The organism is Chitinophaga silvatica, from assembly GCF_003419895.1.
GTDB lineage: Bacteria > Bacteroidota > Bacteroidia > Chitinophagales > Chitinophagaceae > Chitinophaga > Chitinophaga silvatica.
In genome coordinates this window covers 1,009,434-1,022,825 of record NZ_QPMM01000001.1, presented here as the reverse complement: position 1 = coordinate 1,022,825, position 13,392 = coordinate 1,009,434, and the positions used below count along the sequence as shown (strand labels likewise).

Below are 13,392 nucleotides of genomic sequence, written 5' to 3'. Positions count from 1 at the left end.
TACAATTTATTGTTCTATCACGAACATCCGGTGTTCATTAGCGAACATCCGATTTAAGGTAATGCAAAGGCAACATAAGCATCCCCGCTACCTTTATTTAACTTTCCGCCTCCACATGCAATGACAATGTATTGTTTCTTATTCATCTCGTAAATGGCCGGTGTGGCAAATCCGCAAGCCGGTAAGTCGGTTTCCCATAAGAGTTTACCTGTCAGCTTATTAAATGCCCTGAATTTACTATCAGCTGTTGCGGCAATAAATACTAATCCACCGGCAGTAACCACCGGGCCACCATAGTTCTCGGTTCCGCTTATGATGCCCTGCTTTTTAAGTTCAGGGTCTTCTCCCAGCGGAATTTGCCATGCAATATCTCCCGTGTTCAGGTTTATTGCACTCAAAGTGCCCCATGGTGGGTTGATTGCAGGCGCTCCACCCGGAGAAACAAATTTCACATAACCATTACCAACATAAGGCAACTGCAAATAAGGATCTGTTTCGGGAGCAGGTCCTTTATAGGGTTGCTGCTGATTCTTTTCCTGTTTCAAAATGAATGACGCCAGTGCTTCCCTTTCTTCTTTCTTCAACTGTGCAAAAGAAGGCATCATACGTCGGCCTCCCATCAGCAATTCATTGAAAGACTGATTGGTATATTTGGTTTCTACATTGGCAATAGAAGGGTAATTTCCTCCGCCAGCCAGTTGGGCACCGTGGCAGGCCACACAATGAGTTGTATATAATCTTTTTGCAGCCTGTAAATTGGTTTCAACACTACTTTTTGTCTGCTTTTTAGGCAACATCTTCAGCAGCCAGGGCACTTCATTGGCATTTACATAAAAAAGTCCTGTTGTTTCATCGTAGGCTTGTCCACCCCATTCTGCACCACCATCAAAACCAGGCATTATAATAGTTCCCTTTTCGTCCGGAGGCAGAAACATATGATTATGTCCCAGCGTTTTTAGTTGGGCCAGTACTGAATCCTGTTCTGCTTTTGGCAAAAAGCGATTGACATCACTATCTTCAAATAGCTGTCTTACAAATGGCTTAGGCTTCACTGGCCGTGGTTGTGTAGGAAAAACCTTTTCTCCAGCCAGTGAACTGATAGCAGGTACCGAATCTTCCTTCACTTCAAACAAAGGGTTACCGGTTTCCCTGTCGAGCAGCCAAACGTAACCAGTTTTTGTAGCCTGGGCCACAGCGGGGATCTTTTTTCCGTTATGCGTTACTGTTATAAGTGTTGGCGGAGCTGGCAAATCTTTATCCCAAAGGTCGTGATGGATTTGTTGAAAGTGCCATTTTCGTTTGCCTGTATTGGCATCCAAAGCCAGAACACAATCTGCAAAGAGGTTTGCACCTTTTCTCATTCCTCCATAAAAATCATAGGAAGCCGAACCTGTTGCAGCAAATACAACTTCTCTTTCCTTATCCAGCGTTAATCCACTCCAGGAATTAGCGCCCCCGATATGTTTATATGCTACTGAATCTTCCCAGGTATCATATCCTTCTTCTCCTGGATGAGGGATGGTATGGAAAGTCCATACGTTCTTACCTGTAAGAATATCGAATGCCCTGATATCGCCGGGTGCTGCTTCGGGGCCTTCATCTACCCTGCTACCTATGATGAGCAGGTTTTTATGTACAACTCCGGGTGAAGTACTGGTAATATATAATTTGCTAACATCTCTTGAAAAGCCTTCATGCAGGTCTACTTTTCCATTATTACCAAAATCCGGAATAAGTTTGCCGGTTATGGCATCCAGGCAATGCAGGTAAGAACCGGCAGTGAATAGGATTCGTTTATCATTTTTGTTGCTCCAATAAGCAAGACCCCGGATATTATTCATTATGAAAAAACCGGCGTTACTATTTTTCTTCTCCAATGGATCAAAAACCCACAGCTGTTTGCCTGTTGATGCATCCAATGCAAAAATCTTTAGTTGGGGAGTTGCACCATATAAAATACCGTCGATGACCAGCGGATTACATTGAATCTGTGAATGATGAGCAGTATCTGCATCATTGGTATGGTAGGTCCAGACAGGCTGTAGTTGAGTTACATTACTGGTATCAATCTGTCTTAGATCTGAGTACCTGGTACCGGCATGATTGCCTCCATAAACGGCCCATTCATGTTTTGCCTGGTTTGATGATTGGCAACCTAAAAAAGCAACACTAAGGAAAAGTGCGTACGAAAACTGTGGAATTCTAATTGGCATGGGTAAAAGCTTCAGAACAATTGTGAATATAACACTTAAATCAAAAATTTTATCCAGCCATTCCCTGATAAAAAAATAATATCTTACTATTCAAACTTTATTAAACCCTCATGAAAAGATTATTCATCCCGTCAGTTATCTGTGCCACCTCATTTTTGGCTATCACTTTGTTTGCAAATTCAAATCCGCCCAAGCCTTCTCCTCTTTTAGGAACCTGGAAATTAATTTCAAGTAAATTGATCAGCAAAGGAGATACGACTAATACAACTCCTCCTGCCGGACAGGAGATGATCAAAGTATTTACCAATTCCCAATTTTCTTTCTTTACTCACGATCTGAATAAAGGCAAAGGCGAGAAACCTGTATTTTCAGCTGGTAGCGGTACCTATACTCTGCAAGGCAATGTTTACAAAGAGCATCTTGTATTTTGTAGCTTCAGGGATTGGGAGAACCAGGACTTTACTTTTACCATGACAATAAAAAAAGATACGATTGAACAACGGGGTATAGAGAGGATAGAGAATCTGGGAGTAGATCATGAAATTGTAGAAACTTATGTAAGAGTAGGTAATTAATAAAAATTTGGAGGATGTATTGAAACTTAAAATTTATCAATACATCCTCCAATAATTTTACCTGTTCTTTAAACTCTTCACCGGATCTGCCATTGCAGCCCTGATCGACTTTATTCCTACTGTTGCTGCCGTAATTATTACGGAAACGATTATAGTAAATAAAAAGATCTGCCAGCCAATGCCGGTGTGAAAATAGAAGTTATTCAACCATTTCTCCATAAAGTAATAGCCTACGGGAGCCGCAATAAAAAAGGCAATGAGAATCAGAAACGCGAATTCTTTAGAAAATAGTAGTACAATACTTTGAATGGAAGCTCCCAATACTTTTCGTATACCCACCTCCTTTAGCCTTTGCAGGGTCATAAAAGAAATCAGGCCATATAAACCCAGGCATGAAATCAGTATAGCTAAAAAGGCAAATATTTTAAACATACTACCAGTCATTTCTTCCTTCTGATAATAGCTATTCAGCGTATGATCAAAGAAATCGATCTCATAAATATAAGTAGGGTAAATAGCTGCAAACGTTTCCCTGAGGCTTCCTAAAGTAGTGGCCAGGTTATTTGGATTAAGGCGAACTGTCAGAATATCTGCACCTCTTAAGTCGGAAGTAAAAACCAGGGGTTTGATCTCTTCATGCAGGGTTTTGTTGTTAAAGTCTTTTAATACACCAACAACAGGGAATCGATTCTCTTTATTAACACCAACCATTTTACCTATTATTTCATCGGGAGACTTCATGCCTAATTTTCTGACAAGCGTTTCATTAACGACAATTTCCCTGGTAGTATCAGATTGATAAGGCATTCGGCCGGCAGCCAGTTTCAATTTAAAAGTATTGAAATAACTGGTATCACCCGAAAGAAGCTTTACATTAAATGGTACACGTTCAGTATTGCTTTGATAGTAAAAATCGACAATTCGACCTCCATTACTAGCCGGTTCTGAGGAGCAAATAGATGCATCTTCCACTCCCTTTACCTGCAGAAATGCCTGTCGCAGGTTTTGATATCTCAACTTCAGGGTACTGTCACTAGGCAGATCTACAGTTACAATCGCTTCTTTCTGAAATCCAAGAGGTCTGTTCCTGAAGTAGTCCATTTGCTTCATTACTACCAGCATCCCAATTATCAGTAACTGTGCAACAACAAACTGTAAGACAACCAATGCTCGTCTTATGGAAATTCCTCCTACTGACCTGGAGGTGATCTTATCTTTTATAGCAGCAACAGGATTAAATCTGACAAGCACGATAGCCGGATAGCTACCTGCCAATAAAGTAATCAGAATTCCTAACACTATCAGGAATAGGAGAATAGAAGGAGATTCTATCAAATTTAAAGTTAATGACCGTTGGGTAAGCTGATTAATATAAGGGATAGCAATCCAGGTCATTAAACAACCTAAAAGTAAAGCAGCAAAAGTAAGCAGGGCGGTTTCTCCTAAAAAGGTTTTAATCAACTGGCTGTTGCTACGGCCCAATACTTTTTGGATTCCTACCTGCCTGGCACGGGTAAGTGATTGAGCGGTTGCCAGATTAATAAAATTAATGCAGGCAACAATTATGAGAAAAAGGGCGATGATGGCCAGTGAGAATATAGTAGTCTCAGATAGGGCATCACCCCTTATGGTTCCAAACCTATCATCTGAGTGTAATTGTTTAAGAGGCTGGAAAGTAAGCTTCATTAAAGGGTCAACGGCAGTTCTCTGCAGAAAGTTGCGCTTCACAAAATCGGGAAGCCGGGCCTGTAATTCTTTCATATTCGCCTTTTCCGAGGCCAGCACAAAACATTGTGAACCTCCTCTAAGAGAACGCCAATCGTTATTGGTATTCAGGTCGCTCATCCCTGTAGTATATGAAATACCTATACGAAGAGGTACATCAGTATTCTCCGGTAAATCTTTATATACCCCAACAACGGTGAGGGGTATACGATATGACCATAGCTGGATGATTTGCCCGATTGCGGAAGTGGGATCATCAAAATAATTCTTAGCAACACTTTCCGCCAAAACAACCGTGTTTGGGTCAGAAAGCCCCTGAGCATTGCCTTTGATCCATTTAAAATCAAAAATTTCAAAAAGTGATGGTTCAATAAAACCAATACCTTTGGTTTCCAATACTCTTTTTTCTTCTTTACCTGCACGAGGTATGTAGATCTGTGAACCACCGGTTGACTGAAATGCAGCCACTTTTTCCAATGCAGGAAATTCGGCCCGCAATGTTCTGGCAAGCGGCACATTTACCATACTATGGTTATACAATACTTCTCCGCTATTACTATATCCAGTTGTTACTACTCTGTAAATCCGGTCACGTTTCGACTGATAGACATCAAAACTATACTCATAGTGAATAATCAAAAAGATAATCAGGCTGGCACAAACACCTATAGATAATCCAATAATGTTGATCAATGAGAAAGCGCGATTTCTCATCAGCGTTCTAATGGATAATTTAAAGGAAGAAAGTATTTGCATATGGTATCATTTCTTTTTTGTAAGAATAGTGCTTACAAAAAAGATGACATAGTTCAAATCAATTAATAAACAATCAAATTTGCATTAATTAAATTTAAACTATGTCCATATTTATATCATTTCAGTGTTCGAAGATGAACACTAGAATTTCATCTTTTGTATTCTGACAGCGTTCAGGATGGCAAGTAAAGCAACACCCACATCAGCAAAAACAGCTTCCCACATGGTAGCCAATCCACCAGCTCCGAGAATCAATACAATAGCTTTCACACCAAATGCGAAGCCTATATTTTGCCAAACTACCCTGTTAGTAGCTTTCCCTATCTTAATTGCAGTTACAATTCTGGAAGGCTGATCTGTTTGTATCACTACATCGGCCGTTTCAATGGCAGCATCACTTCCCAGTCCACCCATGGCAATACCAACATCACTTAAAGCCAGTACCGGCGCATCATTGATCCCATCACCCACAAAGGCAACTACTGCATCCGGCGACTGTTTAAGCTGCTCTACTTTAGCTACTTTATCTTCAGGTAATAAATTCCCGAATGCCTTATCTATTCCCAGGATGTTAGCTACTTTATCAACCACCGATTGTTTATCGCCACTCAGCATAGTAGTTTTGATTCCGAGTTGATGCAGTTCCGATATTGCAGCAGCGCTATCCTCTTTTATTTCATCAGCAATAGTCAGATATCCCTGGTAAATTGAATCTATTGCCACAACTACAATACTATCTGTTACGGATTCTATTTCTAAAGGAAACTGAATCCCATATTTAGTTAAGAGTTTTGCATTACCTGCCAGCACTATTTTACCATTGATTTTGCCTCTTAATCCATGTCCACTGACTTCCTCCACTTCTTCAGCTTTTAGTTCTTTCGCAGTTTCTCCGGCATATTCTACTACTGCCTTAGCAACGGGATGCGTTGAATGCTGTTCCAGTGCGGCGGCATAAGGAAGCCAGGACTCAGCATTAGTGGCAATTTTTACAGATTGAACTTTGAATACTCCTTTAGTTAAGGTACCGGTTTTATCCATTACCACGTTATTGACCTTTGTAATCAGGTCTAAATAATTGGAACCCTTAAATAATATTCCTTTCCTGGAAGCGGCGCCAATACCTCCAAAATAGCCAAGAGGAATTGAAATCACCAAAGCGCACGGACAGGAAATAACTAAAAAGATCAGCGCCCTGTAAAGCCAGTCATTAAAGCGATACTCAGTAACGAAGAAGTAAGGCAGGAAAGTAATCAGTACAGCCAACAATACCACTATCGGAGTATATATACGTGCAAATTTCCTGATAAACTGTTCGGTTTTCGCCTTTCTGGTGGTGGCTTCCTGCACCATAGTAAGTATACGGGCTAATGAACTGTCATTAAAAGCCCTTGTAACCTGTAAATTAATAACCTGTTGCTGGTTGATCATTCCCGCCAGCACCGTATCACCTTTCCTTAAAGAGGATGGCTTACTTTCACCGGTTAGTGCCGCAGTATTAAATGTACTGCCTTCAGTTATCAGCACACCATCCAACGGTACCTTCTCACCTGCTTTTACCTGAATAATATCCCCAATTTTTACGGTGGTAGGTTCTACTACCTGGTAATTTCCATTTACAACAAGTGTTGCAGTATCGGGGCGAATATCCAGCAATGCCTTAATGCTTCTTTTAGCCCGGTTAACCGCACTATCCTGAAATAGCTCACCAACTGTGTAGAACAACATTACCGCCACGCCCTCGGGATATTCTCCGATATAAAATGCTCCCAGGGTGGCAATAGTCATCAACACAAATTCAGTAAAAATATCCCCTTTAAACATCAATTTAATACCCCTTGTAGCAACAGGCCACCCAACAGGCAGATAAGCCAGAGCATACCATATGAACCTTACTATTCCAGTAAAAAATGTAGGCTTCCAGTAGTTATCAGCAAAAATCCCCAGCATTAAAAGCACAAAGCTAAGAATGGCTGGCCCGTAAATCCTTAATATACCGCCTTCTCCACCTCCATGCACATGGTCATGCTCCTCTTCGTGTTTATGTTCATGTTCTTCAACAACCTCTGTTTCGCCGATTATGGTCATTCCATTTTTCCTGATAGCCTCCAGCAAACGATCTTTCGTAGTCACTTTTCGATCATACTCAATTCTAATGTTACCGGTTCCGGAAACGGATGCATCTACTACTCCGGGTACTTTCTTCAGTTGTTTTTCGATAATTTGATCTTCCAGCATTTCCCTGGTATAGGAAACTTCAACATTCAGATGACCGTATTTGCTGGTAATTGCCGCACCGGCATCGTGAGCATAGGATTGAATCTGTTGTAAAGTAACTTCGTCCGGATTGAAGTGGAAACATAATTGAGCTTCATTTCCCTCACTAGCCGGAACTAAATGTGCTTTACTTACTCCCTTATGATGGCTCATAATAAATATGATCCGCTCCACACAGGCATCTCTTTCATCCGGAACTTCCGGGAGTAATAAATGGAGATTAATTTTGATCTTTTCCATAGACATGATTAATGTTCGTGATCACCGGAATTAGTCTGTTTTGCTAAGATAAAGAATGCTCCTTTTACAACCACCAATGCTGAATCAGAAATCTCCTTCAAAGGAGTTATTTCAGTATACCCTACATCGGTAGTACCTTTTGCAACTGGAATTCTTTCAAAATATTTAGTGTTATCCTCGCTTTTAGCGTCAGCAGGCGCTTTAGTAACAATAAAAATATAATCCTGGTTCTGATAATTAACTACTGCTTCAGAAGGCACTGCAGGTACCACAGCTTTATCTAAACTAATAAGTGCTGTAATACCCATACCATCTATCAATCCGGTTTTATCGCCATTTACCTTTGCATGTACACTAATTGCTTTACTCTCTCCTTCAAAAGTAGAACCCAGTGAAAATATCGTAGCATCATATTCCTTTCCTGGTGCATTGGTAAGCGTGAAATGAATAAGCTGGCCGGTTTTCAGCTTAGCCAGGTCCTTTTCATAAATAAACAGATCGAGGTGAAGCTGGCTGTTATCAACAATTTCTGCTACAGGAGTATTTACATCCAGGTAGCTTCCAACGTTGGCGGTTACTTTACTTACTACACCAGTAATAGGACTATGAATAGCAATTACGGATATCAATTTCCCATTAGTTAAATTACTGGTGCTAATACCCATTAACTGTAACTGCTCCTTTAGTGCAGAAGCCCGTGCCTGCAGGGCACTTAAATCGGCTGATGCAGCCTGTAAATTTTTAAGTGCGCCCGCATTACCCTGGTTAAGTTCCTTTTGCCTGTTTACCTCCTGTTCTGCCAGCGTAATTTTTGGTTTTAAAGCCAGATATTCTTCCTGGGTAACAATAAACTGAGGGTTTGAAATGGTTGCAATAACCTGACCTTTCTTCACCGTATTTCCGGTTTGCACAAGCAATGATTTCACAACACCATTATACAGCGTATTTACGGTAGCTTTATTCTGATTGGGAACTTTAAGCACACCGTTAGCACGTAAGGAAGCTGTTAATTGTTTATGTTGAATACTCCCAAATTCAATACCAATACTTTTAATCTGTGCTGCTGTCAGAGAAGGGATTTCAGCATGCTCCTCTTCTCCTTCTGCTCCATGGTCATGATCCTGCTCTTCGGTTGCCGGATTTTGCTTACTGTTACATGCATACATCCCGAACGTCAGCATTCCGCAAATGATAAATATTATATATCGCATATGGTAAATTATTGGTAGATGAAATAACTATAGTTGATAACCGCATGATTATAGGCGTTGAGACTATCCAGGTAGTTCCGTTCAATATCTATGGCCTGCCCCAGGAACTGTGATAATTCTGCAAAGCTGATCTGTCCTGCTCTATAGGCCATTGTTGCAGCTTTTAATATTTCCTCGGCCTGCTTTAATCCTGGTTCTTCATAGAACTGTAAGAGAGATAAATTTTTCTTTACCTCTTCCAGGGCCTGTTGTTTCTGTGTTTCGAACAATTGCAATTCATAATTAAATTGTGATTGTTGATAATCAGCTTCTGCTTTTGCGGTCTTCACTTTGTTTTTATAGGCACCCATGCCAATAAGAGGGATGGAAGCAGTTACTGAAAATCCGGCATAGGGATCTGGTTGTCCGTATAGCCGCTGATTAAAGAACCTTCCTGCAAATTCCGGCCTGTTCTCATTCTTAATCACTTTTACACCGGCATTGGCAATGGCAACGTTTTGTTGCTGAACGATTAATTGCGGATGCAGGCTATCTGGTTGTCCTACTACCAATGAAACCTTCTCCAATGGAGCAGCCAGCGGTAGCAGTAGATCTCCGGTATTAAGCAATTGTTTCAATTGTTGCTGTTGAATAAGTACATCATTGCGGATTTGTTTAATAAACGCATTGATCTCTTTACTCTTAACGTTGGCGGCTATACTATCCAACCCGGGGCTATCACCTGTCTTTACTTTTAATTTGGTGGCTTTATCCAGGGTCAGGTAAATACTGTCGAGCCGCTGATATAATCGTTGTTTCTCCTCCAGGAACCATAGCTGAAAGTAGGTTCTTCTGATATCGGCCGTAAGTGTAGCCATTATAGCACCTTCGTTTGCCTGGTATCCCTTTAATGTTTCATTGTACAACTGGCGCTGTGATTTGTATAACCCAGGCCACATAACGCTTTGTGAAAGTCCGATTTTTAATATCCCGGTTTTATCTGATGGTCTGTAATCTTCATTCTCCGCAAATACGCCGGTCTTAGGAATTAAGCTGGCAGTTTTCACCTGAGCTTTTCCTTTTTCAACTAATTGCTGGTTGACGGTCAATTGCAGATTTCCTTTAGCCATTGAAATTGCTTCCTGTTCAGTAATCCTTTTCTGTGCCTGGGTTGTACCGCTTACCAGTAATAATGCAATCACGGAAAGAGGTTTGAGACCAGGGATTCTTTTTTGTCCGAAAATGATATAAAGCAAAGGAAGTACGATTAAAGTTAGCAGTGTAGCCGTTAGCAATCCTCCTATCACTACTGTTGCCAGTGGCTTTTGCACTTCCGCCCCGGCACCTGTAGACAGTGCCATGGGCAGAAAGCCCAAAGATGCTACCGTTGCGGTCATCAACACCGGCCGTAAGCGAATTTTAGTTCCTGCAATTACCCTATCAATAATATTGGTCATTCCTTCTTTTTCTAATTGATTAAAAGTGCTGATCAGCACTATTCCATTTAATACAGCTACTCCAAACAATGCAATAAATCCAACACCGGCAGAAATACTAAATGGCATTCCCCTCAACAACAAGGCGAAGACTCCACCTATGGCGCTCATTGGAATTGCGGTAAAGATTAAAGTGGCTTCATTCAGAGAACGGAAAGTGAAATAGAGTAGCATAAAAATCAGGAACAGGCAAACTGGAACGGCTATACGCAACCTGTCGGATGCTTCCTGTAAATTTTCAAATGTACCGCCATAAGTATAGTAATAACCTGCGGGTAGAATATTTGCTGTGTTTAGTTTTTGTTGAATATCCTTTACTACAGAGGCAACATCCCGGCCCTTCACATTAAACCCTACAACAATTCTGCGTTTTCCTTGTTCCCGGCTGATTTGTGCCGGTCCTTCCCGGAAGGAGATCTGCGCGATTTGCGACAAAGGAATCTGATTTCCATCCGACAGGGAAATGTAGAGATTATTTACATCTTCAATAGAGTTGCGGCGGGAAGAGTCTAAACGCACTACCAGATCATATTTCCTTTCATTCTCAAAAACCACACTGGCAGCCTTCCCGGCGAAAGCCATACTTACTGTATTATTAATATCCTGAATATTCAGGCCATAACCGGCCATCCTGGCCCTATCGTATTGAATAGTAATTTGGGGGAGCCCCACCGTCCTCTCGACTTGCGGAGCGGTAGCTCCTTTTACACGCTGAACAACTGAGGCCACCTTAGGAGCTAAAGCAGCAAGGGTATCAATATTTTCACCAAAAATCTTAATAGCCACATCCTGTCTGACCCCGGTCATTAGTTCATTGAATCGCATCTGTATAGGCTGGGAAGCCTCGAAGAATACACCTGGAATTACTTCCAGCTCCTTCAACATCCGGGATGCCAGGGCAGCATAACTAATTTTCTGAGGCCACTCCTTTTGTGGCTTCAATGTAATAATGAGATCTGTGGCTTCCGGCGGCATTGGATCTGTTGGAACCTCGGCAGAACCAGTTTTACCAACTACCATTTTTACTTCGGGAAACTGTTTAAGAATCCGGCTTGCCTGCATGGAAGTTTCTATACTCTGAGATAATGAGGTTCCCTGGGGCAGAATGCAGTGAAAAGCATAGTCGCCCTCCTGTAGCTGAGGGATAAACTCTCCTCCCATCCGTGTAAAAATTACAACAGCAATGATCAACAGGGCACCTGCTCCTGAAACAATATAGTATTTGAGCTGGATGGCACGACGTAATACAGGTTCATATCTACGTTGCAAGGCCAGCATCATTTTATCAGCGAAGGTTTGCTTATCTGAGAACTCTTTAGGTAAGAAAAGTGCCGACATCATAGGGATATAGGTCAGCGACAGAATTAATGCACCCAGAATGGCAAAACCAACTGTTTGAGCCATAGGGCGGAACATTTTCCCTTCAATTCCCACCAGTGTCAGAATAGGGATATAAACTATAAGGATTATGATTTCGCCAAAGGCGGCGCTATTACGAATTTTGGCGGCAGCTTCAAATACCTCAGTATCCATTTCCTGTTGGGAAAGCCGATGCCTGCCGGATCTTAAGCCCAGATGATGCATAGTTGCTTCCACTATAATTACTGCACCATCTACTATTAGCCCGAAATCTATTGCCCCGAGGCTCATTAGATTGGCGCTTACCCCAAATAAATTCATGAGCCCAAGTGCAAAAAGCATGGATAATGGAATCGCAGAAGCTACTATGAACCCGGCACGCATATTACCCAGGAAAATGACGAGTACGAATATTACTATCAACGCTCCTTCTATCAGGTTACGCTTTACAGTATCGATAGCACGATTTACCAATCCGGTGCGATCGAGATATGACTCCACTTCAATATCAGCAGGTAAGCTGCTCCTGATGGTCTCCATTTTTGCTTTTACTCTTGAAACCACATCTGCGCTGTTGGCCCCTTTGAGCATCATTACAATACCACCAACAGCTTCTTTTTCACCGTTATAGGTCAATGCTCCATATCTCACGGCATGCCCAAACTGAACATTGGCAACATCTTTAATTAGGACAGGAATGCCTCCTACTGTTTTTATAACAATGTTCCCGATATCCTCCAGAGAACTCACAAGTCCTATTCCCCTGATGAAATATGCATTTGGTTTTTTATCGATATAAGCACCTCCGGTATTCTCATTATTCTTCTCCAAAGCCTGGAATATCTCGGCCATGGTAACATTCAGCGCTTTCAACCTGTCAGGGTTTACAGCCACTTCATATTGTTTTACCAGTCCCCCGAAACTATTCACTTCTGCAATACCAGGAGTACCATAGAGTTGCCGGGCTACTATCCAGTCCTGCATACTACGCAGTTCCATAGCAGAATATTTATTCTCGCTCCCTTTTTTGGGGTGAATAACATACTGATAAACTTCTCCTAAACCGGTACTTACCGGCGCCATTTCCGGTTTTCCTACTTTGGGTGGAATTTTTTCTTCAGCTTCCCGAAGTTTTTCTGCTATTAGTTGTCGCGCGAAATAGATATTAACTTCTTCCTTAAAAACTATAGTAATTACAGAAAGTCCAAAACGTGAGATAGATCTAAGTTCTATCAGGTCGGGTAAGTTAGCAAGGCTTTGTTCTATAGGATAGGTAACCAATTGTTCTACTTCCTGGCTGGCAAGGGTTGGTGTATTTGTAATAATCTGTACCTGGTTATTTGTAATATCTGGTACTGCGTCTATTGGTAATTGCCGGGCGCTCCAAACTCCCCATACCACGAGGGCAAGAGTCAGCAACCCGATAATCAACTTATGTTGAATTGAATATCGAATGATCGTAGTTAACATGCCGTATTTTTTTGAGCTGGCTGAATAGAAATACTGTTCCCTTAACAACGTATAGGCATACGCGTAATACTCCTACGATGGCAGGATCAAT

Annotated in this window: 6 protein-coding genes; 1 reads left to right on the top strand and 5 read right to left on the bottom strand. The window is 41.5% G+C overall.

All coding sequences use genetic code 11. From position 1 onward, the window contains the following. Positions 1–53: 53 nt before the first annotated feature. Positions 54–2,213, bottom strand: a complete 2,160-nt coding sequence (locus tag DVR12_RS03985) for an outer membrane protein assembly factor BamB family protein (protein WP_116974145.1) — start codon at positions 2,211–2,213, stop codon at positions 54–56. A 110-nt stretch (positions 2,214–2,323) separates the two neighbouring features. Here DVR12_RS03985 and DVR12_RS03980 point away from each other — a divergent pair, with 110 nt between their 5' ends. Continuing rightward, the gene (locus DVR12_RS03980; protein ID WP_199417031.1) at positions 2,324–2,788 is read left to right on the top strand and encodes a lipocalin family protein; all 465 of its coding nucleotides are present in this window, start codon (positions 2,324–2,326) and stop codon (positions 2,786–2,788) included. A 57-nt stretch (positions 2,789–2,845) separates the two neighbouring features. Here the strand turns inward: DVR12_RS03980 and DVR12_RS03975 are convergent, their stop codons facing one another. The 4 genes from DVR12_RS03975 to DVR12_RS03960 all read right to left on the bottom strand — a co-directional run bounded on the left by DVR12_RS03975 (position 2,846) and on the right by DVR12_RS03960 (position 13,301). After that, positions 2,846–5,269 (bottom strand): ABC transporter permease, encoded by a 2,424-nt coding sequence (locus tag DVR12_RS03975; protein ID WP_116974144.1) that lies wholly within the window; start codon positions 5,267–5,269, stop codon positions 2,846–2,848. A gap of 141 nt (positions 5,270–5,410) precedes the next feature. Further along, positions 5,411–7,786, bottom strand: a complete 2,376-nt coding sequence (locus tag DVR12_RS03970; protein WP_233522123.1) for a heavy metal translocating P-type ATPase — start codon at positions 7,784–7,786, stop codon at positions 5,411–5,413. An 8-nt stretch (positions 7,787–7,794) separates the two neighbouring features. Next, the gene (locus DVR12_RS03965; RefSeq protein ID WP_116974143.1) at positions 7,795–8,997 is read right to left on the bottom strand and encodes an efflux RND transporter periplasmic adaptor subunit; all 1,203 of its coding nucleotides are present in this window, start codon (positions 8,995–8,997) and stop codon (positions 7,795–7,797) included. Positions 8,998–9,005: 8 nt separating this feature from the next. Continuing rightward, positions 9,006–13,301, bottom strand: coding sequence for a CusA/CzcA family heavy metal efflux RND transporter (locus DVR12_RS03960; protein ID WP_116974142.1), 4,296 nt, complete (start codon positions 13,299–13,301; stop codon positions 9,006–9,008). Positions 13,302–13,392: the final 91 nt, after the last annotated feature.

Excerpts from the sequence above, each read along its gene's own strand:
- DVR12_RS03985 (WP_116974145.1), bottom strand. The coding sequence starts at position 2,213 with ATGCCAATTAGAATTCCACAGTTTTCGTACGCACTTTTCCTTAGTGTT.
- DVR12_RS03975 (WP_116974144.1), bottom strand. The coding sequence starts at position 5,269 with ATGCAAATACTTTCTTCCTTTAAATTATCCATTAGAACGCTGATGAGA.
- DVR12_RS03970 (WP_233522123.1), bottom strand. The coding sequence starts at position 7,786 with ATGGAAAAGATCAAAATTAATCTCCATTTATTACTCCCGGAAGTTCCG.
- DVR12_RS03980 (WP_199417031.1), top strand. The coding sequence starts at position 2,324 with ATGAAAAGATTATTCATCCCGTCAGTTATCTGTGCCACCTCATTTTTG.
- DVR12_RS03960 (WP_116974142.1), bottom strand. The coding sequence starts at position 13,301 with ATGTTAACTACGATCATTCGATATTCAATTCAACATAAGTTGATTATC.
- DVR12_RS03965 (WP_116974143.1), bottom strand. The coding sequence starts at position 8,997 with ATGCGATATATAATATTTATCATTTGCGGAATGCTGACGTTCGGGATG.